This is a genomic window from Pseudomonas sp. TTU2014-080ASC (assembly GCF_001446935.1).
Taxonomy (GTDB): Bacteria; Pseudomonadota; Gammaproteobacteria; order Pseudomonadales; family Pseudomonadaceae; genus Aquipseudomonas.
Genome location: NZ_LKKK01000013.1, coordinates 1 through 25,636 on the forward strand (window position 1 = coordinate 1; position 25,636 = coordinate 25,636).

A 25,636-nucleotide genomic window follows, 5' to 3' on the forward strand; every position below is an offset into this window, starting at 1 on the left:
TGCGCCATCATCAGAAATCCGACAGTATCCATGCCCAGCTTGCGGGCGAAGGTGATGTGCTGTTCAGACACATCCGCTTCGGTGCAATGCGTGGCAACACGGATGGTGTTAACCCCCAGATCGTGAGCCATTTTCAGGTGATCGACTGTGCCGATGCCGGGCAGCAGCAGGGCCGATACTTTGGCCTTTTTCATCAGCGGGATCACCGCCGAGAGGTATTCCTCGTCGGTGTGAGCCGGGAAGCCATAGTTCACTGAGCGTCCGCCCAGGCCGTCGCCATGGGTGACTTCAATCAGCGGTATTCCGGCTTCATCCAGGCCAGTGGCGATTGAGCGCATTTGCTCAAGGCTGATCTGGTGGCGTTTAGGGTGCATACCGTCGCGCAGGCACATATCGTGGACGGTGATTTTCTTGCCGCGAAGATCCATGCTGCACTCCTTATGAGGTGGCGGTTTCAGTGGTTTTGCTGAGCAGGGTTTCGGCAAACATTTCAGCCGTGCGTGCAGCAGCGGCAGTCATGATGTCGAGGTTGCCTGCGTATTTCGGTAGGTAGTCACCCAGGCCTTCGACCTCCATGAAGATCGACACGCGGTTGCCGTCAAATACAGGGCCGTTAACCAAGGTGTAACCCGGCACGTACTTCTGCACTTCTTTGATCATGGCGTGGATGGCAGCGGTGATGGCGTCCTGATCCGGCTCGCCCTCGGTCAGGCAGTGCACGGTGTCACGCATGATCAGTGGTGGCTCAGCCGGGTTAATGATGATGATGGCTTTACCTTCTTTGGCGCCGCCGACTTTAACGATGGCGCTGGAGGTGGTGCGGGTGAACTCATCAATGTTTTTGCGGGTGCCAGGGCCTACAGATTTGGAGGCTGCTGTGGCAATGATCTCGGCATACTGAACAGGCTGAACGCTGGATACTGCAGCCACCAGCGGAATGGTGGCCTGACCGCCACACGTGACCATATTGACGTTCATCGCGCCGCTGGCCAGGTTGGCTTTAAGGTTGACCGGCGGTACGCAGTACGGGCCAATCGCGGCTGGCGTCAGGTCGATCATCAGCACACCCAGCTCATTGAGCTTGCGGCTGTTTTCGGCGTGAACGTACGCGCTGGTGGCATCGAAAGCGATGCGGATGTCGTCAGCTTTGACGTGTGGCAGCAGGCCGTCAACGCCGTCGCTGGTGGTCTTCAGACCCATTTCGCGGGCGCGGGTCAGGCCTTCGCTGGTGGGGTCGATACCCACCATCCACACAGGGTCAAGGAATTCGCTGCGTTTGAGTTTATACAGCAGATCGGTGCCGATATTGCCCGGCCCGATCAGGGCGCATTTAATTTTCTTGCTCATGTTGTTCTCCCTATTCAATGCGCTGTTACTCAACGAAGCGCAGGCTGGATTCACCAAGGCCGCTGAGGCTCAGGCTGATGGCATCACCCGGTACAACCGGGATCAGGGGCGCGAGTGCGCCGGAGAGGATGATTTCGCCCTTACGGAACGGAATGCCGAACTCGCCCAAGGTGTTAGCCAGCCAGGCGACCGCTTCAGCGGGATGCCCTTGGACGGCGCTGCCAAAACCACGACCCACTTCCTGGCCGTTTTTCAGCATCACCAGTTCGAGCTGGGACAAGTCAGTTTCACGCGGGTTAATGCGTTGCTGACCCAGGGTGAACACGCCACAGGAGGCGTTGTCAGCCACTGTGTCTTGAATCTTGATCTGCCAGTTGTGGATGCGTGAGTCGACAATTTCAAAGCACGGCACCACATAGTCAGTGGCGGCCAGAACGTCTTCGGCGGTAACGCCTGGGCCGTTCAAGTCATCACGCAGGACAAAAGCAATTTCACCTTCAGCGCGGGGCTGAATCAGTCGGTGAGAGGCGAAGCTCACATCGCTGCCATCGGCCACTTGCATTGTGTCGGTGAGAAAGCCGAAGTCGGGCTGGTGGACGTTGAGCATGTCCTGCACGGCTTTGCTGGTGACGCCGATTTTCTTACCAATCACCACTTCGCCCATGGCTACACGGCGGGCCAGAAAGCGCAGAGAAATGCGATAGGCATCCTCAAGCTGAATATCGCTGTAGCGATTGCTGAACGGCTCAAGGGTGATGCCTTGTTGTAAGGCGGTGAACAGCTCATCGCCGAGTTGTTCGATCAGTTGATCATCCATAGATAAATCGGCTCCGTTAATCAGTAGGGCGTAGGTGATGTGGGCTGCGCTGGTCCAGGAATCAGCCGCGCGGTCCCCACATATCAGGTAGGCCAGGATCTGTGCAGGAGATCAGGCGCTTGAGCAGAACCTTGAAGGTTTTTGCGTCGCTACTGCCCAACTTATCGGTAATGTCCTGATCCAGTGATTTGGCCAGGGCGATTTCTTCAAGGGAGGTTTCACGGCCAAGCGCGGTGAGAACCCAGATGGTGTTTGCGCCTTTTTTATCGCGGGCCACCATGCCTTGAGCCTCCAATGCCTGCATGGCCTCTTCAGTGACGATATGGCCGGTGTAAGAGATGAAGCTGTTGAGCTCATCAACAGTCAGGCCATCGCGGATGCACAGGACGGATAAGACGTAGAAGGCGTTCTGGCTCAGCTGCTGGCGGTTGAGCAGGCGGTGCAGGGCGTGCAGTTGTTGGTAGTGGGCACGGCCCAGCAGATAACCAAACATATCCTCGGTGTAGCTGCATTCGAGCGGCGTTGACTCGCTCAGGCGCAGCTCGCCACGGGGCTTACTGGCAGTGAGTGCGTACTTGCCGCTGTGGAAGGCCAGAGGTGCCAGGTTGCTGTGATCAAAGTTGAGCACCTCGCCGACGAAAATGACGTGGTCGCCACCTTCATATTGGAATGCCGTGCGGCACTGGAAACGGGCGGTGCAGTCTTTGAGCAGCGGTGCGTCACTCAGGCCAGTGTCCAGCTCCAGCCCTGAGAATTTGTCTTCGCCTTGGCGGGCAAAACGGCCGGACAGCTCCTCTTGCTCTGCACTTAGTACGTGCACGTTCCAGTGTTTGCTTTGGCTAAAGGCCGGAAGGCTGCGGGCGTTTTTGGCCAGGCTCCACAGCACCATCGGTGGATTCAGGGACACCGAATTGAAGCTGTTGGCAGTAATGCCGATGGCTTCGCCGTTGTCACCACGGCACGTGATGATGGTGACGCCTGTGGTGAAAGAACCAAGGGCATTGCGGAAGGCTTGAGGGTCGAAACTGATGTGCGCGTTCATGTCTGGCTCACCGGGCTGGAATCACATGCTCGCAGTATCGGTTGGCCCCAGAGGCTGGGCATCGTCTTAATGGACTAACGCTGCGGGCCAGTAACTGAAAGGGTTTCAGCCATATTCATGGTGAGCTGTTGGCACCCTGTGGTGCGTCTTAATGCGTGTGTATTTCACTTGCCGTGCAAGCGCCGGAGCTGACTAGTCCGCTTTGACGATGAAGGCGAGGCCGCTCAATCCGATGATCCATTCCCGACTGCGCAGTGCGCCATCGAGAAAAAATAAGAATGGAGAACAAACGGATGACAGGCATGCGAGAAAAAACTCAACAAGAGCGTGAACTGATTGAGATCGCTCGTGGTTTGGTGCCAGTTCTTAAAGAACGTGCGGCCCAAGCAGAGCGTGACGGCAAAGTTCCGGTAGAGACTGTTGCTGAGCTGAAGGCATCCGGTTTGCTGCGTGCGCTGCAACCCAAGCTCTTTGGTGGTTATGAAGTTGACCCGCGCACCTTCTTTGAAATTCAGATGACATTGGCCGAAGGCTGCATGTCCACCGCGTGGATCTACGGCGTGATGGGTGTTCACCCATGGCAGCTGGCCCGTTACCCGATCGAAACGCAGCGTGAAGTGTGGGGCGAAGATCACAATGTACTGATCTCCTCGACTTATATGCCTGCGGCTAAAGTGACCCCGGTTGAGGGTGGCTATCGCATCAGCGGACGTTGGGGATTTTCCAGCGGCAGCGAGCATTGCTCGTGGTGTTTTTTGGGCGGGATCATTCCTCCGCAGGATGATTACCCAGCAGAGCACGGCACGTTCTTGCTGCCGATCAGCGACTATCGCATCGAACACAACTGGGATGTACTGGGCCTGCGCGGCACCGGCAGCCATGACATCGTGGTTGAGGATGTGTTTGTCCCAGCACACCGCGTACAGCGCACCAATAACTGGACACTGGAAGCCACGCCGGGCCGTCTGGTTCACACCAACCCGATCTATGCCATTCCGTTTGCGCAGATTTTTGCCCGCGCCGTATCGACTTCCGCGATTGGCGCGTTGCAAGGCGCGATCAACGAATTCTGCAGCAACGCCGCTCAGCACATCGGCAAACACGGTGCCAAGACAGCGGAAGATCCAGGCGCGCAAAACGCTGTGGCGGACGCGATCATCACCGTCGATGGCCTGAAGCTGGTGTTGGAGCGTAACTACGGCGAGCTGCTGCGTTTGGCCGCTGCCGGTGAGTACCCGGATGTTGAAACGCGTCTGCTGTACCGCTTCCAGTCGTCCTATGTCACCAACATCTGTGCTGAAAAAGTGAATGAGCTGCTGCGCTGCATGGCGGCTTCTGGGCTTTACGACACCAACCCAGTGGCGCGGATTTTCCGTGACCTGCACCAGGCCCGTGGTCACATCGCCAATAACTACATGGCTTACGGCCGTAGCTATGGCGCGGTGCAGCTGGGGCTGCCAAACCCTGATCCGTTTGTGTGATGACTGATGAGCTGGCTTAAAGCCAGCTCAGTTGGGCCGTGGCCAGTGTGCTGCGGCACCTGTCGATCCGGTTAAGGCATAAGAACAATGACAGCGAAAACACAGACTCAGACTGCTTACGATGTAATTGTGGTGGGATCCGGTGCTGGAGCGATGACAGCAGCTGTATTTGCTGCTGAGCGTGGCCTTTCAGTTTTGGTGGTGGAAAAAAGTGCGCAGTTTGGCGGTACATCGGCCATATCGGGCGGTGGCATCTGGATTCCCAATAACCACCACTTCATTGCCAAAAATGGTAACGACAGCCCCGAAAAAGCTTGGACTTACCTGCAAAACGCGGTAGGTGATCGTGTCGATGAGCAGCGTTTGCGGGCTTATCTGGATGCAGCACCGAAGATGGTGGCTGAGCTGGAAGCCTGCAGCCGTGTGCGTTTCGCTGTTGCTGAAAAATACCCGGATTATTACCCGCACCTAGAGGGCTCACTGCCGGGTGGCCGTTCGCTGGACCCTGAAATTTTTGATGCCAGCGTGTTGGAGGATGAGTTCGACAACATGCGCCCGGCCTCTGCGACCACCTTGCTGATGGGCAAAATTGCCTGGACAGCCCGGCAGGCGCATAAGGCTATGTCGCGTAGTTTCGGTTGGCGGTTGATGCTGATCTGGCTGATCTTGCGCTACAAGCTGGATTTCAAATGGCGGCGCAAAACCGATATGGACCGCCGCACTGCACTGGGTGCCTCGTTGGTGGCATCGCTGCGTCGCTCGCTGATGGACCGCAAGGTACCGCTCTGGCTGAACACCGATTTCCGTGAGTTGTTGACGGAGAATGGCCGCGTCAGCGGTGTGCGCGTTGAGCGTGAAGGTCAAATGCTGGAGTTGTCGGCCCGCCACGGCGTGATTTTGGCCAGCGGTGGGTTTGAGCAAAACCAACAATTGCGCGAGCGCTACCTGCCTAAACCCACCGAGCGTGCTTGGAGCGCCACGCCGCCGGGTAACAACACTGGCGCGGCCCTGGAAGCTGCGCAATCCATCGGCGCAGCCACTGATCTGCTGGATTGGGGCTGGTGGGCACCGACGATTGCGGTACCGGGTGAAGAAAAGCCTCGGCCGATCTTTGCTGAGCGGGCATTCCCCGGGTCCATCGTGGTGAATTGCCAGGGCAAGCGTTTCGTCAATGAGGCAGCGCCGTATCTGGAGTTTGTCGATGCCATGTACCGCGATCAGCGTGCCCGTGGTGATGACAACCTGAGTGTGTGGGTGATTATTGATGCCCACTTCCGTTTCAACTACGCCATGGGTCCGTTGATGCCGGGGCAGATCATGCCCGACAGCAAGTTGCCGGCCGAGTGGCTGAATACCATGTACTTCAAAGCCGACAGCCTTGAGCAACTGGCCGGGCAGATTGGTGTGGATGCGCAAGGCTTGGTCGACAGTGTTAAGCGCCTCAACGAATACGCCAAAACCGGTGATGACGTTGAGTTTGGGCGCGGCGGCAATGTCTTCGACCGTTACTACGGTGACGTTAACGTCAAACCCAACCCGTGTCTGGCGCCTCTGCTTAAAGCACCGTTTTATGCCATGCGCATTGATGCCGGGGATATCGGCACCAAAGGCGGGTTGCTGACCAACGCTCACGCACAAGTGCTGCATGAAAGCGGCCAGCCGATTGAGGGCTTGTATGCCATTGGTAATACCAGCTCATCGGTACTGGGTACGACCTATCCGGGTGCTGGTGGCACCTTGGGGCCAGCCATGACCTTCGGCTATATCGCCGCACGCCACCTTGCCGAACAGCGTTGAGTAGCCCGCATGAGCCAGCTAAGTGTGAGTGAAATTTTGCAGCCGTTGTATATCGACGATGCCGAACAGCACGCATGGGATGAGCAGTGTGAGCTGCTGGTTGTGGGCTGGGGGGCTGCCGGTGCGTGTGCGGCCTTGGAGGGGCAGGCGCAGGGGCTGGATGTACTGATTGTTGATCGCTTTAAAGGTGGCGGTGCCAGCATTAAGAGCGGCGGCATTGTGTATGCCGGGGGGGGAACCCGACAGCAGCAAATGGCGGGCTTCAAGGATACCCCCGAGGCCATGTTTGAGTACCTGCGTCATGAGACCCAGGGCGTTGTCACTGATGCCACCTTACGGCGCTTCTGTGAAAACAGTGTGAGCAACCTGCAATGGCTGGAAAGTCATGGCGCGCGTTATGACTTCAGCATGCCGCCGGGCGGTGGCAAAACGTCGTACCCAGCTGACGGTTACTACCTGTATTACTCCGGTAACGAAGCCGTTGAAGCCTATGCCGGAACACAACCGCCAGCGCCCCGTGGTCACCGCACGGTGGGCAAAGGGCAGAGTGGGCGTGTTTTGTATGAGGCGCTGCAGCAGTCCTGCCAGCGCTTAGGCATTCGCAGCCTGTTGCAGTCCGCTGTCAGGCGGCTGGTGGTTGACTCGTCCGGGCGGGTTGTCGGGGCTGAGGTCTACAGCCTGCCTGCGGGCAGCCCGGTCGCGGCTAAGCACGCCAAGTTGGCGGCCAAGGCTGAGCGTTTGCAGAACTTTCGCCCGGACTATTGCGACACCCTTCGCGAACAGCTGGGGCGTCTTGAGCGTGAGCATGCGCGCCCGCGTTTGGTCAGAGCTAAGCGTGGTTTGGTGTTGAGCACCGGTGGCTTTGTGTTCAACCCGCAGATGATGAGCCAGCACGGCAGCAAATACCTGCGCAATTTCAAACTGGGCGCCACCGGTTGCGATGGGTCGGCGGTGCGCTTGGGGGGCACTGTCGGTGCTGCTGTGGGGCAGATGGATAAGATTTCTGCCTGGCGTTTTCTCAATCCACCGATGTGCTGGCCCAAGGGCATTGTGGTCAACAAACAAGGCCAGCGCTTCTGCAATGAAGAAGTCTACGGCGCAACGCTGGGGGCCGCCATGTGCGAAGACCACGGCGGCGAAGGCTGGTTGATTCTGGATCGCAAGCTGCGTCGCCAAGCCCTGTGGGAAACCCTTAAAGGTGGCTACTGGTGGTTCCAGACCGTACCGGCTCTGATGCTGATGTGGCAGGCCCGTAAAGGGCGGACGCTGAGTGAGTTGGCCGCCGCCACGGGTATGGACCCAGAGCAGCTCGAGGCTGAGGTGTCGCGCTACAACTTAGCGGCACGGGGCAAGGCCGCAGAGCCATTTGGTAAGTCGGCAGGCAACTGTCAGGTGCTCGATCAGGGGCCGTTCTACGCCTGCGATATCTCGGTGGGTAACGCTGTGTTCCCCATGAGCGGCCTGACGTTGGGCGGCCTAAAGGTCGATGAAGACAGCGGCGCTGTGCTCAACGCCCAAGGTCAGCCTATTGCCGGGCTCTATGCAGCTGGTCGCGCAGCCGTTGGTATCCCTTCGCACCTGTATGTGAGTGGTTTGTCGCTGGCCGACTGCGTGTTCTCGGGCCGCCGGGCTGCTCAGGCGGCTGCCGCAGACCTTAGTTAGTACGAATTGTGTCGTTGCCACGTGGCAGCGGTTGAAGTCTGTTGTGAGTGAGTGTTCAACAATGAGCAATTATCTGGAACTGCGCGTAGCGCAAGTAGTTGAAGAAACAGCGGATGCTTGCTCGCTGGTATTTGATGTGCCGCGCGAGTTGGCTGAGGCATTCCGTTATCAGCCAGGACAATTCCTGACGTTGCGTGTGCCCTACGGTGATGACTGGTTGCCTCGTTGCTATTCATTGTCGAGTACACCATTCGTCGATGAGCCGCTGCGGGTGACGATCAAGCGGGTTGCGGATGGGCGTGCTTCCAACTGGCTGTGCGATCAGGTGCAAGCGGGTAGCTGCCTGCAAGTCATGCGTCCGGCGGGAGTGTTTGTGCCGAAGGACCTGAATGGCGACTTGCTGCTGTTCGGTGGCGGTAGCGGCGTTACGCCTGTGCTTTCGATCCTGCGATCGGCGCTGCTCAAAGGTTCAGGCCGTGTGGTGCTGATTTACGCCAACCGTGATGAGTCTTCCGTGATCTTCCGTGATGAACTCAAGGCACTGGCGCAATCCCACCCGAGCCGCCTTCAGGTTATCCACTGGCTTGATTCGGTACAGGGCATTCCAAGCGTTGAACAACTCACTGAACTGGCTCGGCCCCATGCAGCGGCTGAAGCCTTTATCTGTGGCCCAGGGCCCTTTATGGACTCCGCCTTCAGTGCCTTGAAGGCGCTCGGCATGCCGTCACCGCGCATCCACGTTGAGCGCTTTGTTTCGCTGCCGGGTGAGGGCGAAGAAGCGGTTCCGGTCAGCAGTGAATCAGCCGTCGCGGCTCAGGTCAGCGTCACCCTGGACGGTGAGCACTATGAGTTGGACTGCAAGAGTGATGAAACGCTGCTGATGGCCATGGAACGCGCAGGTTTGAATCCGCCGAACGCCTGCCGCGTGGGTGGCTGCGCATCCTGCATGTGCACCTTGGATAAAGGCAGTGTCGACCTGTTGATCAACGATGCACTGGATGCAGATGAGCTGGCTGAAGGCTGGATTCTGTGCTGCCAGGCAGTGCCCACCAGCGACACCCTCCAAATCCGTTTCCCTGAATGATTCGAAATTCGAGCCTAGCGATGATCCAGATTGCAACTACAGCGGAGCAAACCTGCGCTGCGTCACCTGCAACCATACCGGCCATGCTTTTTGAGGCAGGACGGCTGCATGCAGGTCGGGCGGCTATCGAAGAAGACGGCGTAGCAACTGATTACGCCGATTTACCCGCTCTGGCCCTGCAAGTGACGCGGGCCCTGATGGCCAGCGGTATTCAGCATGGGGATCGGGTGGCGGTCTGGGCACCCAATTGCCGTGACTGGATCATCGCTGCGCTGGGTATTCATTGCGCTGGCGCCACATTGGTTCCGATTAACACCCGTATGAAAGGGCCGGAGGCTGCCGATATTTTGGAGCGTAGCGGCACTCGCGTGTTGTTTGTGCAGGAGCAATTCCTCGGCGTGGATTACCCGGCAATGCTGCAACCGCATCGCCCGTCCAGCCTTGAAAAACAGGTGGTGATCAACAGCACTAAGGAGCCTGCCGGGCAAGACCAAAGCTGGGATGCGTTTCTCCTGCAAGGAGAAGCGGTGTCTGAAGCCGATGCGCGCCAACGAGCTGATGCGGTAACCAGCAATGCGATTTGCGATTTGCTGTTTACCTCCGGTACCACAGGTAAGCCGAAGGGCGTGATGAGTGCACACGGGCCGTTGCTACGGGCTTTCCGTGAGTTTGGCAACATCTTGGGGCTGGTGCCGGGTGACCGCTACCTGATCGTCAATCCGTTCTTCCATGCCTTTGGTTACAAGGCAGGCTTTATGAGTTGCCTGCTGGCCGGGGTGACGATTCTGCCGCATGCGGTGTTTGATGCCGAGGCCGTTTTCGAGCGGATCGCCCGCGAGCGGGTGACGGTGCTGCCGGGGCCACCTGCGTTGTATTTGTCGATGCTGGCTCACCCTCGTTTGCGTGAAACAGATCTGTCTTCCTTGCGCGCGGCCTCGACGGGTGCATCGACTATTCCTTCGGTGCTCATTGAACGCATGCGTCGAGAGCTGGGCTTTAAGGTGGTCACCACTGCCTATGGCCTGACTGAGTGCGGTGGCTTGGCAACCATTTGTGATCCTGCTGACTCGGCAGAAATCATTGCATCCACCAGTGGTAAGCCATTGCCGGGAACCGAAGTCAGCATCCGTGGCAGCGACAATCAGCCGCTGGCGCAAGGTGAGGTGGGCGAAATCTGTCTGCGCGGTTTCCACGTCATGCAGGGGTATTTCGACAACCCCGAGGCGACTGCGCAAACCATCGACAGCGAGGGTTGGTTGCATACCGGCGATGTGGGCTGCCTCGATGAGCACGGCAACCTGCGCATTACTGATCGCCTGAAAGACATGTTTATTGTTGGCGGTTTCAACTGCTACCCAGCGGAGATCGAAGCTGCGCTGCTGGTGCATCCGGGCATTGCCCAAGTTGCAGTCATCGGTGTGCCGGATGAGCGCATGGGCGAGGTGGGCTGTGCCTGCGTTGTGCTGCACAAGGGGCAACGCCTTGATGAGGCACAGCTGATCAGCTGGAGCCGCGAGCAAATGGCCAACTACAAGGTGCCGCGCTATGTGCGCTTCTTCGAGGCCTTGCCGCTCAACTCTTCCAACAAAGTCGACAAAATTTCGCTGCGTGAAAAGGTAGCGCTGGCCTGAGCCAGACGCCCTTTCGTGTGGTGCTGATGCCCTGGTGAAGAACGGCCTAGTTCAAATGGATGATGTGGTGTTGCAGTCAGGTTTTCAGACTGATCAGCAAGTCGGATCTGCGCTGCATAGACCTCAAATCGTTCGCCGGAACAAGCGCTCTATTGCACACAACAACAATAAGGAGATAGCGATGAGTTACCACCAAATTAAGTTTGGCTTTGCCCCTGCAGTACTGAGCCTTGCCGTAGCAATGGCAAGTGGTACTGCTGCTGCCGCCCCCACCATTGATCTGGGGGATAACACCGTTCTGGAATCCAGTCTGACGGTGAACTACACCGCGTCTATGCGTACTGCCAAACGTGCCAACGAGTACCTGGTAGATTCCAACGTGAACGGCGACGACGGTACCCGCAACTTTGATCGTGGCTCGCTGGTGACCAACCGCGTCAGCCTGTTCGGCGAGGTGATGCTGCACCATGAAAATATGGGCGCTGTATTGCGTGGCAGTTACTTTTACGATGATGTCTATCATCAGAACAACGACAACGACTGGCCGGGAACCGTCAACAAAAGCGGCTCGTACAACAGCTTCCTGAGCGACACCCGCCGCGACAGCGGTGGTAAAGCACGTCTGCTGGATGCCTATGTGTACGGCAACTTCGATGTATTCGGTGATCAGTATCTGGCGCTTAAGGCTGGCCGCCATCTGGTCGCGTGGGGTGAGAGCTTGTTCTGGGCCAACATCAGCCAGGGTCAGACGGCAGTCGACGCCACCAAATTCAACGTTCCCGGTACTGAAGCCAAAGACGCTTACCTGCCGGTTGGCCAGGTTTCTGCCAACTGGCAGATCAATGATGACCTGACCCTGATGGGCTACTACCAGTACAAGTGGGAAGAGAGTCAGCTCAGCCCTGTGGGCGACTACTTCAGTACCAGTGATATTTTCGGCACCAGCGCTGAAGTGATGCTGTATTCCCCATACAGCACCGCAGGCATGCGTTATGCCGGTGAAGAAGAGCCTCGCGACAGCGGCCAGTGGGGCGTGGGTGCTCGTTATCGTCTGACTGAAAGTACCGAAGTTGGCCTGTACCACACCCGTTACCATGAGCGTATTGGTGCGCTGCTGTTCAGCTGGGGCCCTGAGACCGTTTACTCCAGCTTCGACACCGTGGTCGAAGACGGTACCTACAAGCTGGCCTACTTTGATGATGTCGAGCTGACCGGCGTCAGCTTCAGCTCGAAGCTCGGGGATTCGGTTCAGTTTGCCGGTGATATCAGCTACCGCGATGGCGCTGCTGTGTACCTGGACAACGGTGCTCCGGCCCGTGGCCAACTGTGGCAGACCAACCTTAATGCTATGTACATCATTGGCCCGAGCTGGTTGTCGCATCAGACCACCGTCTTCGGTGAGGTCATGAACCAGTACATTGAGGGTGTTGATTCGGTGAACGTAACCGTAGGTGGTTATGACGCTGGCACCTACGACACCTTCCAGCACAAAGGTCAGACCCGTGACTCCACGCTGCTGGGCCTAGGTGCACAGATGGATTACCCAGGCGTATTCAGTGGTTGGGATCTGGTCACCAAAATCAGCTGGCAGCAGAACATCGACGGCACTGCCTTGCAAGGTCTGGGACGCGATGAAAAACGTCTGACCCTCAGTGGCGACCTTAAGTACTTGGGTAACTTCCAAGTGGGCCTGACCTATGTGGACTTCCTCAGCTCACCGAGCCTGGAACACAGCCGTTTGATGTCAGACCGTGATTACGTGTCGTTTAACGCCAAGTACACCTTCTGAGTCATCACATGAAACGCCCGGTGTTGCATCCACCGGTAACTCTCGGCCTCACAGCGTTTGCTGTGGGGCCGATTTGTTTGTGTCCGTTGCAGCCTGAAAACAATAAAGAGGATTCAGCATGTCTACTTCCGCAGACGTTCATCGCTCAGCGCTCTTTACCCCGCTCACCATCGGCCCGCTGACATTGCGTAACCGCATTATTAAAGCGGCCACCAACGAAGGCTCATCGCGCGATGGCCTACCGACGAAGAATCTGGTGCGCATCCACGAAGCTGTGGCCGCGGGCGGCGCTGGTATGACCACGGTGGCTTATTGTGCGGTTAATGAAGATGGACGAACGCTACCCGGCCAGTTGCTGCTCAATGAAGCGTGTGTGCCGCATTTGCGTGTGCTCACCGAGACCGTTCAGGCGCAAGGTGCGGCTGCCTCTGCGCAAATTACCCATGGAGGGTGCTTCACCTTCCTGCCACCTCAGCATTCGCGTTTTCCACTTTCATCCAGTGGTGGATTTAACAAGGTCGGCATTCTCAGCGGCATGCTACGAAAGCAGGCGATGAGTCAGGCCGATATGCGTCAGGTGGCGGATGATTTTGTGCGTGCAGCACGTCTTGCCCGTGAAGCTGGTTTCAATGCAGTGGAGCTGCATATGGGGCATGGCTATTTGCTCAGCCAGTTTATTTCTCCGCTGTACAACAAGCGGGGTGATGACTATGGCCGTACCCTGGAAAATCGCCTGCGCTTTCCAGCCGAGGTATTGGGCCGGGTGCTTGATGCGGTGGGCAAAGAGTTGGCCGTGGTGTGCAAGTTCAGCATCACCGAAGGTGTGCGGCGTGGCCACAACGCCGAACACGGGGCGCAGATTGCTGCGCGTCTGGAGCGCGAAGGCGCGCACATGTTGGTGCTCAGTGCGGGGATGAATGTGGAGTCGATGCCGACCATGTTCGGTAACACGTTCTCCAAAGAAAACCGTGTGGATACCGGTAAACCGCTGGTGACGGCAGCGGTGTTTCTGAAGAGCCTGATGGAACCCAAGGTCGATTTTCGCGAGCTGTACCTGCTGGAGCATGCGCGCAAGGTACGTCAGGCAGTCGGCCTGCCATTGGCTTATATCGGTGGAGCGAAGAGCCTGGCGGGGCTTGAGCAGGTGCTCGGTGAGGGCTTTGATGCGGTGGCAATGGGCCGGGTATTAATCGCTGAGCCGGATTACCCCAATAAACTGCAGCAGGGACTCAGCCGGGACTCCATCTGCACGGCCTGCAATCGCTGCGTGGTGACAATGTACTCACCGGGCGGCACATCATGCGTCTTGGGTGCACCAGGCGACGCGCAGCTTAATAGCCAATACGCCGCCGGTTGATCTGATCTAGCGCCCCTCAAAGTCTGCGGGGCGCTTTTGCAAAAAGGCCTGCATGCCTTCTTTTTGATCGCGCGAGGCAAACAGCAACGCATTGGCCTTTCGTTCTAATGCCAGCGCTGTCTCCAGCGAGGCATCTACGCCCGCCAGAATCACCTCCTTAATTTGCTCCGCAGCCAGGGGCGCGAGGGCGGCAATCTGGGTGGCCAGCTCCAGCGCTTTAGCTAGCACCTGTTCATCCTCCACCAGATCGCTGATCAACCCGGCTACCCATGCTTCATGGGCGCTGATGGCTTCCCCGGTAAGCGCCATACGCATGGCCTTAGCCTTACCCACAGCCCGTACCAAACGCTGAGTTCCGCCAATGCCCGGCATGATGCCGATGCGAATCTCTGGCTGGCTAAAGCGTGCGCTGTGCCCGGCAACAATAATGTCGGCATGCATGGCCAGTTCGCAGCCGCCGCCATAGGCGTAGCCGCATACCGCTGCAATCACAGGTTTAGGACAGTGCTGAATCGGCGCCCATAAGCGTTCAGTGTGGCGTAGATGGATATCAATGGCGCCCACATCGGCCATGCTGTTGATATCCCCTCCGGCGGCAAACACCTTATTGCCACCTGTCAGCACAATGCAGCGCACCGTCGGGTCTTCACTCAGTCGCGCAAATTGCTTCGCCAGCTGGCTTTGCAGCTCAGGGCTCAGGGCGTTATTCACGTGCGGGCGGTTCAGGCGCAGCAACGCCACGCCTGAGGCAGGCTGTTCAACAAGGAGGATGGCGTGCTCAGTAGTCATGCGGATGCACTCACTAATTGGAGTCACGATATTCCAGTTGCGCTGCTGCGCACTCATCGTCCATTTAGACGTAGAGCGCTCATACCCCAGTGCCTAGAGTGCAGTAAAACGTGATACAGGAGTCGCTAATGGACATCCAAGCTGGTCTGAATTATCAGGGCAAAGTGGTGTTGATCACCGGCGGGGCAAAAGGTGTTGGCGCTGGTATTGCCCGTAGCTTTCTTAAGGTCGGTGCCCAAGTCATTGTGTGTGGGCGTAATCAGCCTGATGACTTGCCCTCGGTGGATGGTAAGCAGGCTGTTTTTCTCACGGCAGATGTTAAAGACCTCGAGTCTCTGGGCCAGATGTTCAGCCGCATTAAAGAGGACTTCGGTCGTCTCGATGCGGTGATCAACAATGCCGGTGGCAGCCCGTCCGCCGAGGCCGCTACAGCATCGCCCCGTTACAGCGAAAGCATTATCCGCCTTAATCTTATTGCACCGCTCAACGTCGCCCAAATGGCTAACAGCATCATGCAGGAGCAAGAGCAGGGCGGGGTGATCGTCTTTATCGGCAGTATCAGTGCGTTGCGACCTTCGCCACTGACAGCGGCCTATGGCGCGGCTAAAGCAGGCATCTTGTCGCTGGCCACTTCGTTGGCCGTTGAGTGGGCACCCAAAGTGCGCGTGGTCACGGTTAGCCCCGGCTTGGTTAGAACGGAGCAGTCTCACCAACACTACGGTGATGAAGACGGTATTGCGGCGGTCAGTGCGACCATCCCGGCAGGCCGTTTGGCTGACCCAGAAGATATTGGCGCTGCCTGTGTGTACATCGCCTCGCCATTGGCCAGTTATGCCAGTGGCTGCAACCTACTGCTACATGGTGGTGGTGAAGCACCCGCGTTTCTCGCTGCCTCTAACGCATAAGAGTTGCCCAAGTTTTCACCCTGAGTCCTTCCCGAGCTCAGGGTGTTTTTTTATCTGCTTTAAGGAGTCTTTGATTAGGTTTAGGGCGCACCTGAGGCACCCTAAGCTTTGTCCATCAGCCGTTCTGGAGGAAGTCCAGGCAGGTGCGGTTGAACAGATCACGGTGCTCGACCTGGACCCAGTGACCGCAACGGTTAAGGATCAGGGCGCGGGCATTGCTGGCTCCATCAATGATGCGCTGCGCACCGCCGACTGGGTTGAAGTTGTCGTTGCTGCCCCAGAAGGTCAGGATCGGGCAGCGAATTTCACCCAGGCGTGACTCCATGTTGGGGATCATCATGGTGCTGAACAGGTTCTTCGGTTGCAGCTGTGCGACTGCGACGCGTTCGGCCAGTAGCTCTTCCGGCAGGATCGACGGGTCGAACAACTGCAGGCTCATCATGCTGCGCATTTCTTCCATGCCAATCGGGCCCGCACCAAACAGCGACACCATGCGCAAGATGCCCGACATTTTGAAGTAGGTTTCGCGCTCCTCCACGCCGCCTGGTGCCAACAGAATCAGTTTTTCTGCCAGTTCTGGATTGGCCAGCGTCAGGCCCAGGGCAATCGCGCCCCCCAGCGAGTTGCCGATAAGGGTGCAGCGGCTGATCCCGACAGCCTGGGTGAAGGCTTGCAAGGTGCTGACAAAGAAATCCAGGTCGTACATGCCGTCATCCGGCTTGTCAGAGCGGCCGAAGCCCGGCAGGTCGAGCACGATATTGCGGTAGCCGGCCGCAGTGAATAGCGGGTAGTTACCTTTGAAGTTGCTAAAGCCGCTGGCCCCTGGGCCGCTGCCGTGCATCCACAGCAGTACCGGGCCTTGGCCTTCGTCTAGGTAGTGCAGGCGCAGGCCGCTGGGCAGGGTGACATAGTGGCCGACGGGCAGTGGCAGATCAGATTGCTGGCTCATGGTTCTGTTTCCAATCAGATGGTGATCACCCGTGCGAAGGCTGTGCAGCCTCAGCCGGTATGGAGACGGCTCACAGGCCGTGACTTGCGCACGATGGTCGGTTGTCGTGAAGGCTCGGGCATCGTCCATTCAGACCACGCTCACTAGGCCGCTTGCTTTAGTCCCATCGGACGATGTGAATCAGCGCCACCGGCTCAATGATGAAAGCCGAAACAGTCGTGCAACGGCGCGGCACATCATTTACAGCCGGCAGGAGAATCGGCATGAAATTGCAAAATAAAGTTGCTTTTGTAACAGGTGCAGGCCAAGGCATGGGCCAGGCAATCGTCCGTCGCTTTGTTGCTGAAGGTGCCAAGGTGGTAGCTGCTGACATCAACCTGGCCAGCCTCAAGGACGGCCTGGCCGATCTGGGCGACAGCGTGCTCCCTGTTGAGTGCAACGTGGGTGACAGCGCTTCGGTCAGTGCGGCCATGGCAGCAACTGAACAACATTTCGGTCGTCTTGATATCGTCGTCAACAACGCCGGTGTTGGTGGCCTGGACAGCTTCCTGGAAACCCCGGACGAAAGCTGGCAGCGTGTGATCGGCGTTAACCTGACCGGTACATTCTTCTGCGCTCGTGAAGGCGCCAAGCTGATGATCAAAGGCGGGCAGGGCGGCAGCATCATCAACCTGTCCAGTACCTCGGCGCTGACCGGCGAAGGTCCTAACCATTACTGCGCATCCAAGGCCGGTGTTATGGGCCTGACCCGTGGTATCGCCCGTGAGTTGGCCAGCCAGGGTATTCGTGTGAACACGCTGGTGCCCGGCCCAACCAACACGCCGATGATGGCCGGTATCCCCGATGAAATGATGAAAGACCTGCTCAAAGGCGTGCCGCTGGGCCGTCTCTGTGAAGTGGATGAAATCGCTGCTGTGGCTGTGTTCCTGGCCTGCGAAGACTCCAGCTTTATGACTGGCCAAAACGTTGCCGTTAACGGCGGCATGTCCTTCATCTAATCGGAGTCAGCTCATGTCCAATCAATTGCAGGGAAAAATTGCCTTTGTAACCGGTGCCAGCTCCGGTATCGGTGAAGCCACCGCGCTGCGCTTTGCGGCTGAAGGTGCGCTGGTTGTGCTGTGCGGCCGTCGTGCAGAGCCGCTGGAGCAAGTCAAACAAACCATCATCAATGCCGGTGGCAAGGCTGAAGTGGCGGTGGCAGATGTCAGTGTTGAGGCTGAAATCGTCGCGGCTATTGAAGGTGTTGCGCAGCGTCATGGCCGTTTGGATATTTTGGTCAACAACGCCATGGCTTATACCTGGGGCTCAGTGGACAGCATGAGCACCGAGCAATGGCACGCCAACTTCCAGACCACCGTAGACGGCACGTTCTGGGGTGTGCGCACCGCCGTCCGCCTGATGAAAGACTCCGGTGGCGGCTCCATCGTCAACATCGCCTCTATCTGTGGCCAGTTCGGTACTGCCTGGATGACCGGTTATTCGGCTGCTAAAGCCGCTGTGATCAACTTCAGCCGTGCGGTCGCCAGTGAAGGTGCTGCCTATAACATCCGCTGCAACGTGATTATTCCCGGTGTGGTCGAGACTCCGGCAATGGCTGGCATGCTCAGCGATCCTAAAGCTCGCAGCAACACTGAAAAATTGATCCCGATGAAGCGCGTTGGTCGCTCCGAAGAACTGGCCAGTGCCATTTTGTTCATGGCCAGTGATGAATCGTCCTATGTCACCGGCGCCACACTCAACGTGGATGGTGGTCGCAGCTCTGACCTCTATACCGTGCTGGAGTAAGGCCCGATGGAGAATCAGGATTTGCTTGCACGCATAGATCGCCTGGAGTCGCTCGACGAAATTCGTCAGCTCGCGGGCAAATATGCATTGTCGTTGGATATGCGTGATCTGGACGCCATGGCTAATTGCTTCGCCCCGGATGTGCGTGTCGGCCGAGATAAAGTCGGACGGGCGCATCTCAAGGCTTGGCTGGATGACACCATGCGCTTGCAGTTTCATGGCACATCGCACCACCTTGGTCAGCACATCATTGAGTTCAAAGACCCGGATCACGCAACAGGGGTGGTCTATTCCAAGAACGAGCATGAGACCGGCCCCGAGTGGGTCATCATGCAGATGCTCTACTGGGATGACTACGAGCGCATCGACGGGCGCTGGTGCTTCCGCCGTCGCTTGCCGTGCTACTGGTACGCCACTGACCTGAACAAGCCGCCGATTGGCGGCCTGAAAATGCGTTGGCCGGGCCGTGAGCCCTATTCAGGCAGCTTCCATGAGCTGTTCCCGTCATGGGATGCCTTCTGGGCCAGTCGCCCGAACAAAGATGAGCTGCCAGAGATTGCCCAACCTGCTCCGCTAGAGCAGTTCCTCACCACCATGCGCCGTGGTGCGGGTGATCCAAAGATTCGTGTGCGTTAACTAGCTGCTCAACCTTTGCCCTTCTACCTGAGTGTGCCTGGTCGCAGGTGGGAGGGCTTTTTAATGCTGAGCTGAGAGAGCCACCTTCGCGTATGGCTGCTCGTATGAGGAATTGCATCTGTGAACTTACTGTTCCAACCACTTAAATTGGGTGAGCTGAATCTAGCCAACCGTATTGTTATGGCTCCTATGACGCGTAGTCGGGCCGACGAGAATGCTGTGCCAACTGAGTTGATGGTTGAGTATTACCGCCAGCGTGCCAGTGCAGGGCTGATAATTGCAGAAGGCACTGCACCTTCTGCCGATGGCTTAGGGTACTGTCGCACCCCCGGAATTTTTAACGAACTACAGGTTAGCGCCTGGCGTAAAGTCACCGATGCCGTGCACGCAGAGGGTGGCCTGATCGTACTTCAGCTGATGCACGTTGGACGTGCCGCCAGCCGTTATAACAAGCCTGAGGGGGCACGCACCGTGGCTCCATCGGCCATACGAGCCAACGTACAGCTCTACAGCGATGCCGCCGGAATGGTGGATACCGACGAGCCCCATGCCTTGACCACAGAAGAAGTGCAGGCAGTGGTGGAAGACTACCGCCGCGCAGCCATTCTGGCGCGGGAAGCAGGCTTTGATGGGGTTGAACTGCATTGCACCAGTGGTTATTTGCCGATGCAGTTTATGGCCAGCGGGAGTAATCAGCGCACCGATCAGTACGGTGGCAGCGTTGCAAATCGGGTGCGTTTCCCGGCAGAAGTGTTGGCCGCCATGGCCGACAGCATTGGTGCCGGGCGGGTGGGTTATCGCATGTGCCCGGGCAATCCCTACAACGACATCGTTGATGAGGACCCTGTTGCCACGGCCGTTGCCCTGATGCAGGCGGTTGCCGATTTACCACTTGCTTACCTGCACATCATGCGCTCACCCGTGACAGGTTTGGATGCCTTCGCGCTAGTGGAAGAACACAGCACCGTACAACTGATCATCAATGATGGGTTTGATGGGGAATCAGCTGAACGTTCACTGGACAACGGACATGGTCAGGCCGTTTCGTTTGGGCGCCATTATGTTGCCAATCCGGATCTGGTTGAGCGTTTGCGTAACGCACGACCGCTGGCCACGCTTAACCGTAAGACGCTGTATACCGCTGGGGCAGAAGGCTATACCGATTACCCCGCATGGGCAGTCTGACTTGCCGTGTAGGGCCACAAACGGGCATTCACTGTCCCGTTTGTGGCGGATGGAGTGCTCTGGTGCTTAGTTTTGCTTGGCTTCTACCGCTGGCCGAATCCCAACTTCGGCGTTCAGTTTCAAGGTTTTGCCTGCACGCAGGATGGTGATTTGGATGGTTTGTCCGGGTCTGGTTCGGGCGACTTGGTTCATGGCGCTGCGCCCATCATTAGTCTCCGCACCATCAATCTTTAGGATCAAATCTCCGGGTTGCAAACCTGCACGCTGTGCTGGTCCGTTGCGGTACACACCGGCAACCACGATGCCTGGGCGGCCATCAAGTCCGAACGACTCTGCCAGCTCAGGCGTCATGGGCTGTACTTCAATCCCCAGCCAACCGCGGATGACCTTGCCGTGTTCGATGATGGCCTGCATCACCTCCAGAGCCAGCTTGGCCGGGATAGCGAAACCAATGCCCTGTGATCCGCCGGACTTGGAGAAAATGGCGGTATTGATGCCCACCAAGTTGCCGTAGGCGTCTACCAGTGCGCCACCGGAGTTGCCAGGGTTGATCGCGGCATCGGTCTGGATGAAGTCTTCGTAGGTATTCAGGCCCAACTGGTTGCGCCCAGTGGCACTGATAATGCCCATGGTCACGGTCTGACCGACCCCAAATGGGTTACCGATGGCCAGCGTTACATCACCAATGTTGATCTTGTCAGAGCGGCCCATGGTGATGGCTGGAATGTTTGGCAGATCAATCTTCAACACCGCAAGATCAGTTTCCGGGTCGGTGCCGATGATACGGGCTACGGTTTCACGGCCGTCTTTGAGCGCCACAACCAAATGCTCGGAACCAGCAACCACGTGATTATTAGTTAACAGGTAGCCTTCCGGACTCATGATCACTGCCGACCCCAGGCTGGACTCCATGCGTCGCTGTTGGGGCAGGTTGTCACCGAAGAAGCTGCGGAACTCGGGGTCCTCAAACAGCGGGTGAATAGGCCTGCTCACCACTTTGGTGCTGTACAGGTTGGCTACAGCAGGCGAGGCCAGCTTGACCGCATCGGTATATGAAACCGGGCCTTGTTGCATGCGTCCATAAAACGGACCCATGGTGATATGAGCAGTTTTCTCGGGTAGTCCGACCCATTTTGGAAAATAAGCCATGATCAGCAGTGCAAGCAGCACGCCGACCAGAAGGGGCCAGCCTAAAAAGCGCAGGGCCTTAAGCATGGATTCAGTCCTGAAGGTTGCGGGGGCACATCCCCCCCTTTAAGGTTGGCCATTATAGAGGCGAACACTAAGAAAGACGTGTTTCGTAATTTTTGTATAAGGAATTTATATGGCTATTTCGCTCACAGCTCTGGTTGAAGAAGCCAACCGTTATCTGAATGTATCGCGCATCAGTGATTACTGCCCCAATGGTTTGCAGATCGAAGGACGGCCTCAGGTTTCTCGAATTGTCAGTGGTGTGACCGCTAGCCTGGAGTTGGTCGAAGCGGCCATTGAAGCCGAAGCGGATGTGCTGTTGGTGCATCATGGCTACTTCTGGAAGGGTGAAAACCCTTGCGTGACCGGGATGAAACAGCGTCGCCTGAAAGCGCTGCTGAGCAATGATGTCAGCCTGCTGGCTTACCACTTGCCACTGGATGTGCACCCTGATGTGGGGAATAACGTTCAGCTTGCGGCGCGCCTGGGAATTACCGTCGAAGGCCCGTTGGAACCGGATAACCCGCGCACGGTAGGCCTGATAGGTTCACTGGCCGAAGCCATGTCAGCCCAGGCATTTGCCCGTCATGTGGGTGAAGTGCTCGGGCGCGAGCCGCTGCTGGTAGAGGGCTCCGACATGATCCGCCGTGTGGGCTGGTGCACCGGAGGCGGTCAGGGTTATATCGATCAGGCGATTGCAGCGGGCGTTGATCTGTATCTCAGCGGAGAGGCTTCTGAACAGACGTTCCACAGCGCCCGTGAAAACGGCATCAGCTTCATTGCGGCAGGCCATCACGCCACTGAGCGCTACGGAGTTCAGGCACTGGGGGATTACCTGTCCCGGCGCTTTGCGATCGAGCACATTTTTATTGATTGCCCTAATCCGATCTGATCGCTGCCATCGATAGGAGCCAACCTGGCAGGGTGTTGGGTTGGCTGTTTTTAATCGGCTGAGCGCAGCTGTACGGCTATATGCATATATGGTTTCGTTCTAAGTGCGCTCCTGATTAGAAGTAGGCGCTGTGCTAGAGTGCGCGCTCGTCCACGGCCCGCCGGCCCCCGAAAAATACCGTAATCCGTGAGTAGCCATGCTCGACAAATTGACCCATCTGAAACAGCTGGAGGCGGAGAGTATCCACATCATTCGTGAAGTGGCCGCCGAATTCGACAACCCGGTAATGCTGTACTCCATCGGCAAAGACTCCGCCGTGATGCTGCATCTGGCGCGCAAAGCCTTTTTCCCAGGCAAGCTGCCGTTCCCGGTGATGCACGTCGATACCCGCTGGAAGTTTCAGGAGATGTACGCCTTCCGTGACAAGATGGTGGCGGAGATGGGCCTGGACCTGATTACCCACGTCAACCCGGACGGTATCGCTCAGAACATCAACCCCTTCACCCATGGCAGTGCAAAACACACTGACATCATGAAGACCGAGGGGCTGAAACAGGCGCTGAACAAGTACGGCTTCGATGCCGCCTTTGGTGGCGCACGCCGTGACGAAGAAAAGTCCCGTGCCAAAGAGCGCGTGTACTCTTTCCGTGACAGCAACCACCGCTGGGACCCAAAAAACCAGCGCCCGGAACTGTGGAATATCTACAACGGTAAGGTCAAGAAGGGCGAGTCCATTCGCGTCTTCCCGCTGTCCAACTGGACCGAGCTGGACATCTGGCAATATATCTACCTTGAGCAAATTCCGATTGTGCCGCTGTACTTCGCTGCTGAGCGTGAAGTGATTGAGCGCAACGGCACGCTGGTGATGATCGACGACGACCGTATCCTCGAGCACCTCAGCGACGAAGAGAAATCCCGTATTCAGAAGAAAATGGTGCGCTTCCGTACACTCGGTTGCTACCCGCTGACAGGCGCAGTGGAATCCACCGCCGCCACCTTGCCGGAAATCATTCAGGAAATGCTCCTGACCAAGACTTCCGAGCGCCAGGGCCGCGTCATCGACCACGATGGGGCTGGTTCCATGGAAGAGAAAAAACGTCAGGGGTATTTCTAATATGTCGCACCAATCCGAACTGATCAGCGAAGACATCCTCGCTTACCTGGCTCAACACGAGCGTAAAGAACTGCTGCGTTTCCTCACTTGCGGCAACGTCGATGACGGCAAGAGCACCCTGATTGGCCGCCTGCTGCACGACTCCAAGATGATCTATGAGGACCATCTGGAAGCCATCAGCCGCGACTCGAAAAAAGTCGGTACCACCGGTGACGATATCGACTTGGCACTGCTGGTGGATGGTCTGCAAGCCGAGCGCGAGCAGGGCATCACCATCGACGTGGCGTACCGCTATTTCAGCACCGCTAAGCGCAAATTCATCATCGCCGACACCCCCGGCCATGAGCAGTACACCCGCAACATGGCCACTGGTGCGTCCACCTGTGACTTGGCAATTATCCTGATCGACGCCCGTTACGGCGTGCAGACTCAGACCAAACGCCACAGCTTTATCGCCAGCCTGCTGGGGATCAAACACATCGTTGTGGCCGTCAACAAGATGGACCTCAAAGACTTTGACCAGGGCGTTTTCGAGCAGATCAAAGCCGATTACCTGAAGTTCGCCGAAGGTATCTCGCTCAAGCCGACTTCCCTGTACTTCGTGCCAATGTCTGCCCTGAAGGGCGACAACGTCGTGAACAAGAGCGAACGCTCGCCTTGGTACGATGGCCAGTCGCTGATGGAAATTCTGGAAACCGTTGAGGTTTCAGGCGACCGTAACTTCACTGACATGCGTTTCCCGGTGCAGTACGTTAACCGTCCGAACCTGAACTTCCGTGGCTTCGCCGGCACCCTGGCCAGCGGTATCGTGCGTAAGGGCGACGAAGTTGTAACCCTGCCATCCGGCAAGGGCAGCAAGGTCAAATCAATCGTCACCTATGAAGGTGAGCTGGAGCAGGCCGGTCCGGGCCAAGCTATCACCATCACCCTGGAAGATGAGATCGACGTCTCCCGTGGTGACATGCTGGTGCATGCTGACAACCGTCCGCAGATCGCTGATAACTTTGAAGCGATGCTGGTGTGGATGTCGGAAGAGCCGATGCTGCCGGGCAAAAAATACGACTTCAAACGCGCCACCAGCTATGTGCCGGGTTCCGTGGGTTCGATTGAACACCGCGTGGACGTGAACACCCTGGAGAAGGGCGCTGCCAGCAGCCTGCAACTGAACGAAATCGGCAAAGTGCGTATCGCACTGGATGCGCCGATTGCGTTGGACGGTTACGAGCAAAACCGCACCACCGGCTCGTTTATCGTTATCGACCGTTTGACCAACGGCACCGTAGGTGCGGGCATGATCATCGCTGCGCCACAAGCGCAAGGTGGCAGCCAGCATGGCAAGGCCGCCCACGTGTCTACCGAAGAGCGCGCTAACCGCTTTGGCCAGAAACCGGCTACTGTGTTGTTCAGCGGTCTTTCCGGTGCAGGTAAGAGCACCTTGGCTTATGCGGTTGAACGCAAACTGTTCGATGCTGGTCGTGCTGTATACGTGCTGGATGGCCAGAATCTGCGCCACGACCTGAACAAAGGCCTGCCGCAAGATCGCGCTGGTCGCACCGAGAACTGGCGTCGCGCCGCCCATGTGGCGCGTCAGTTCAACGAAGCAGGCATCATCACTCTGGCCGCCTTTGTGGCACCAGATGCGGAAGGTCGTGAACAGGCGAAAACCCTGATCGGCAATGATCGTCTGATCACTGTGTATGTGCAGGCATCCCCGCAGGTTTGCGCCGAGCGTGATCCGCAGGGCCTGTATGCCGCTGGTGGCGACAACATTCCGGGTGAATCCTTCCCGTACGATGTGCCGCTGAATGCCGATCTGGTGATCGACACTCAATCGGTATCGGTTGATGAGGGCGTTAAGCAGGTGTTGGCGCTGCTGCGTGAGCGCGGTGCAATCTGATTACCGCTGGTAATGCAAAAGCCCCGCTCAAGTAGCGAGATGCTGTTGTATTAAAGAAATGCCGTAGACCTACCGTGGTCTACGGCATTTTTGTTTCGGTTACCAAATAGTTCATACAAACTGACTCAAGACTGGTAGTGGCGTTACTGGGTTTTCGATGTCGACTTTGTGGAGGGTTTCGCCCTTCTCGGGCGAGCTACTTTCTTCTTGGAGAAAGTAGCCAACCGCTGCCCTGTCATCCGGCCCTCCGCTTCGCTGAGGGTTCGTGCCCAGAATTATCGTTCCG

21 protein-coding genes and 1 pseudogene are annotated in these 25,636 nt (G+C 57.4%); 15 read left to right on the forward strand and 7 right to left on the reverse strand.

What is annotated here, in order from left to right; genetic code table 11:
- The 4 genes and pseudogenes from AO726_RS16570 to AO726_RS16585 form a co-directional block, all read right to left on the reverse strand.
- A pseudogene (locus tag AO726_RS16570) lies at nucleotides 1-428 on the reverse strand (4-hydroxy-2-oxovalerate aldolase); the annotation flags it as partial.
- A 10-nt stretch (nucleotides 429-438) separates the two neighbouring features.
- The gene (locus tag AO726_RS16575) at nucleotides 439-1,347 is read right to left on the reverse strand and encodes an acetaldehyde dehydrogenase (acetylating) (protein ID WP_058069221.1); all 909 of its coding nucleotides are present in this window, start codon (nucleotides 1,345-1,347) and stop codon (nucleotides 439-441) included.
- Nucleotides 1,348-1,372: 25 nt separating this feature from the next.
- The gene (locus tag AO726_RS16580; protein WP_058069222.1) at nucleotides 1,373-2,164 is read right to left on the reverse strand and encodes a fumarylacetoacetate hydrolase family protein; all 792 of its coding nucleotides are present in this window, start codon (nucleotides 2,162-2,164) and stop codon (nucleotides 1,373-1,375) included.
- Nucleotides 2,165-2,225: 61 nt separating this feature from the next.
- Nucleotides 2,226-3,206, reverse strand: coding sequence for a flavin reductase (locus AO726_RS16585; protein WP_058069223.1), 981 nt, complete (start codon nucleotides 3,204-3,206; stop codon nucleotides 2,226-2,228).
- Between the two features lie 293 nt (nucleotides 3,207-3,499).
- Between AO726_RS16585 and AO726_RS16590 the strand changes: the two genes are divergently transcribed.
- From AO726_RS16590 to AO726_RS16620, 7 genes are all read left to right on the forward strand, one after another.
- Nucleotides 3,500-4,687 (forward strand): acyl-CoA dehydrogenase family protein, encoded by a 1,188-nt coding sequence (locus AO726_RS16590; RefSeq protein ID WP_058069224.1) that lies wholly within the window; start codon nucleotides 3,500-3,502, stop codon nucleotides 4,685-4,687.
- A gap of 87 nt (nucleotides 4,688-4,774) precedes the next feature.
- Nucleotides 4,775-6,484 carry an FAD-dependent oxidoreductase gene (locus tag AO726_RS16595; protein WP_058069225.1) on the forward strand — a complete coding sequence of 570 codons (1,710 nt, stop codon included), beginning with the start codon at nucleotides 4,775-4,777 and terminating at the stop codon, nucleotides 6,482-6,484.
- Nucleotides 6,485-6,493: 9 nt separating this feature from the next.
- Nucleotides 6,494-8,146: an FAD-binding protein gene (locus AO726_RS16600; RefSeq protein WP_058069226.1), complete on the forward strand. Its 1,653-nt coding sequence runs from the start codon at nucleotides 6,494-6,496 to the stop codon at nucleotides 8,144-8,146.
- A gap of 61 nt (nucleotides 8,147-8,207) precedes the next feature.
- Nucleotides 8,208-9,230, forward strand: coding sequence for a ferredoxin--NADP reductase (locus AO726_RS16605; protein ID WP_058069227.1), 1,023 nt, complete (start codon nucleotides 8,208-8,210; stop codon nucleotides 9,228-9,230).
- Between the two features lie 20 nt (nucleotides 9,231-9,250).
- Complete coding sequence (locus AO726_RS16610; protein ID WP_058069228.1) at nucleotides 9,251-10,861, forward strand: FadD3 family acyl-CoA ligase; 1,611 nt, start codon at nucleotides 9,251-9,253, stop codon at nucleotides 10,859-10,861.
- 181 nt (nucleotides 10,862-11,042) lie between these two features.
- Nucleotides 11,043-12,650: a DUF1302 domain-containing protein gene (locus tag AO726_RS16615; protein ID WP_082629171.1), complete on the forward strand. Its 1,608-nt coding sequence runs from the start codon at nucleotides 11,043-11,045 to the stop codon at nucleotides 12,648-12,650.
- Nucleotides 12,651-12,768: 118 nt separating this feature from the next.
- Entirely contained in the window at nucleotides 12,769-14,007 is a 1,239-nt protein-coding gene (locus AO726_RS16620; protein ID WP_058069229.1) for an NADH:flavin oxidoreductase, read from the forward strand.
- A gap of 6 nt (nucleotides 14,008-14,013) precedes the next feature.
- Here AO726_RS16620 and AO726_RS16625 read toward each other — a convergent pair whose 3' ends face one another.
- Nucleotides 14,014-14,796, reverse strand: a complete 783-nt coding sequence (locus tag AO726_RS16625; protein WP_058069431.1) for an enoyl-CoA hydratase — start codon at nucleotides 14,794-14,796, stop codon at nucleotides 14,014-14,016.
- A 128-nt stretch (nucleotides 14,797-14,924) separates the two neighbouring features.
- Between AO726_RS16625 and AO726_RS16630 the strand changes: the two genes are divergently transcribed.
- A complete protein-coding gene (locus AO726_RS16630; RefSeq protein WP_058069230.1) occupies nucleotides 14,925-15,701 on the forward strand; it encodes an SDR family oxidoreductase in 777 nt (258 codons plus the stop codon).
- 115 nt (nucleotides 15,702-15,816) lie between these two features.
- On the opposite strand, the gene AO726_RS16635 is transcribed toward AO726_RS16630, so the two are convergent.
- Nucleotides 15,817-16,650 carry an alpha/beta fold hydrolase gene (locus AO726_RS16635; protein WP_058069231.1) on the reverse strand — a complete coding sequence of 278 codons (834 nt, stop codon included), beginning with the start codon at nucleotides 16,648-16,650 and terminating at the stop codon, nucleotides 15,817-15,819.
- 263 nt (nucleotides 16,651-16,913) lie between these two features.
- Here AO726_RS16635 and AO726_RS16640 point away from each other — a divergent pair, with 263 nt between their 5' ends.
- The 4 genes from AO726_RS16640 (at nucleotide 16,914) to AO726_RS16655 (ending at nucleotide 20,256) form a co-directional block, all read left to right on the forward strand.
- On the forward strand, nucleotides 16,914-17,648 hold the full coding sequence (locus AO726_RS16640; protein ID WP_058069232.1) for an SDR family NAD(P)-dependent oxidoreductase: 735 nt from the start codon (nucleotides 16,914-16,916) through the stop codon (nucleotides 17,646-17,648).
- A gap of 13 nt (nucleotides 17,649-17,661) precedes the next feature.
- Entirely contained in the window at nucleotides 17,662-18,435 is a 774-nt protein-coding gene (locus tag AO726_RS16645) for an SDR family NAD(P)-dependent oxidoreductase (RefSeq protein ID WP_058069233.1), read from the forward strand.
- A gap of 6 nt (nucleotides 18,436-18,441) precedes the next feature.
- Nucleotides 18,442-19,071 (forward strand): nuclear transport factor 2 family protein, encoded by a 630-nt coding sequence (locus AO726_RS16650; protein WP_058069234.1) that lies wholly within the window; start codon nucleotides 18,442-18,444, stop codon nucleotides 19,069-19,071.
- 120 nt (nucleotides 19,072-19,191) lie between these two features.
- Nucleotides 19,192-20,256 (forward strand): alkene reductase, encoded by a 1,065-nt coding sequence (locus AO726_RS16655; RefSeq protein WP_177330565.1) that lies wholly within the window; start codon nucleotides 19,192-19,194, stop codon nucleotides 20,254-20,256.
- 66 nt (nucleotides 20,257-20,322) lie between these two features.
- Here AO726_RS16655 and algW read toward each other — a convergent pair whose 3' ends face one another.
- The gene (algW, locus tag AO726_RS16660; RefSeq protein WP_058069236.1) at nucleotides 20,323-21,471 is read right to left on the reverse strand and encodes a Do family serine endopeptidase AlgW; all 1,149 of its coding nucleotides are present in this window, start codon (nucleotides 21,469-21,471) and stop codon (nucleotides 20,323-20,325) included.
- Between the two features lie 109 nt (nucleotides 21,472-21,580).
- On the opposite strand from algW, the gene AO726_RS16665 reads away from it, so the two are divergent.
- From AO726_RS16665 to cysN, 3 genes are all read left to right on the forward strand, one after another.
- Nucleotides 21,581-22,339, forward strand: coding sequence for a Nif3-like dinuclear metal center hexameric protein (locus AO726_RS16665; RefSeq protein ID WP_058069237.1), 759 nt, complete (start codon nucleotides 21,581-21,583; stop codon nucleotides 22,337-22,339).
- A 196-nt stretch (nucleotides 22,340-22,535) separates the two neighbouring features.
- Nucleotides 22,536-23,453 (forward strand): sulfate adenylyltransferase subunit CysD, encoded by a 918-nt coding sequence (cysD, locus tag AO726_RS16670; protein WP_058069238.1) that lies wholly within the window; start codon nucleotides 22,536-22,538, stop codon nucleotides 23,451-23,453.
- Between the two features lies 1 nt (nucleotide 23,454).
- Nucleotides 23,455-25,350: a sulfate adenylyltransferase subunit CysN gene (gene cysN / locus AO726_RS16675; RefSeq protein WP_058069239.1), complete on the forward strand. Its 1,896-nt coding sequence runs from the start codon at nucleotides 23,455-23,457 to the stop codon at nucleotides 25,348-25,350.
- The last annotated feature ends 286 nt before the right edge of the window (nucleotides 25,351-25,636 follow it).

Bases quoted from the DNA above. Each gene is read 5' to 3' on its own strand.
- AO726_RS16575 (WP_058069221.1), bottom strand. From the start codon at position 1,347: ATGAGCAAGAAAATTAAATGCGCCCTGATCGGGCCGGGCAATATCGGC.
- AO726_RS16580 (WP_058069222.1), bottom strand. From the start codon at position 2,164: ATGGATGATCAACTGATCGAACAACTCGGCGATGAGCTGTTCACCGCC.
- AO726_RS16585 (WP_058069223.1), bottom strand. From the start codon at position 3,206: ATGAACGCGCACATCAGTTTCGACCCTCAAGCCTTCCGCAATGCCCTT.
- AO726_RS16590 (WP_058069224.1), top strand. From the start codon at position 3,500: ATGACAGGCATGCGAGAAAAAACTCAACAAGAGCGTGAACTGATTGAG.
- AO726_RS16595 (WP_058069225.1), top strand. From the start codon at position 4,775: ATGACAGCGAAAACACAGACTCAGACTGCTTACGATGTAATTGTGGTG.
- AO726_RS16600 (WP_058069226.1), top strand. From the start codon at position 6,494: ATGAGCCAGCTAAGTGTGAGTGAAATTTTGCAGCCGTTGTATATCGAC.
- AO726_RS16605 (WP_058069227.1), top strand. From the start codon at position 8,208: ATGAGCAATTATCTGGAACTGCGCGTAGCGCAAGTAGTTGAAGAAACA.
- AO726_RS16610 (WP_058069228.1), top strand. From the start codon at position 9,251: ATGATCCAGATTGCAACTACAGCGGAGCAAACCTGCGCTGCGTCACCT.
- AO726_RS16615 (WP_082629171.1), top strand. From the start codon at position 11,043: ATGAGTTACCACCAAATTAAGTTTGGCTTTGCCCCTGCAGTACTGAGC.
- AO726_RS16620 (WP_058069229.1), top strand. From the start codon at position 12,769: ATGTCTACTTCCGCAGACGTTCATCGCTCAGCGCTCTTTACCCCGCTC.
- AO726_RS16625 (WP_058069431.1), bottom strand. From the start codon at position 14,796: ATGACTACTGAGCACGCCATCCTCCTTGTTGAACAGCCTGCCTCAGGC.
- AO726_RS16630 (WP_058069230.1), top strand. From the start codon at position 14,925: ATGGACATCCAAGCTGGTCTGAATTATCAGGGCAAAGTGGTGTTGATC.
- AO726_RS16635 (WP_058069231.1), bottom strand. From the start codon at position 16,650: ATGAGCCAGCAATCTGATCTGCCACTGCCCGTCGGCCACTATGTCACC.
- AO726_RS16640 (WP_058069232.1), top strand. From the start codon at position 16,914: ATGAAATTGCAAAATAAAGTTGCTTTTGTAACAGGTGCAGGCCAAGGC.
- AO726_RS16645 (WP_058069233.1), top strand. From the start codon at position 17,662: ATGTCCAATCAATTGCAGGGAAAAATTGCCTTTGTAACCGGTGCCAGC.
- AO726_RS16650 (WP_058069234.1), top strand. From the start codon at position 18,442: ATGGAGAATCAGGATTTGCTTGCACGCATAGATCGCCTGGAGTCGCTC.
- algW (WP_058069236.1), bottom strand. From the start codon at position 21,471: ATGCTTAAGGCCCTGCGCTTTTTAGGCTGGCCCCTTCTGGTCGGCGTG.
- AO726_RS16665 (WP_058069237.1), top strand. From the start codon at position 21,581: ATGGCTATTTCGCTCACAGCTCTGGTTGAAGAAGCCAACCGTTATCTG.
- cysD (WP_058069238.1), top strand. From the start codon at position 22,536: ATGCTCGACAAATTGACCCATCTGAAACAGCTGGAGGCGGAGAGTATC.
- cysN (WP_058069239.1), top strand. From the start codon at position 23,455: ATGTCGCACCAATCCGAACTGATCAGCGAAGACATCCTCGCTTACCTG.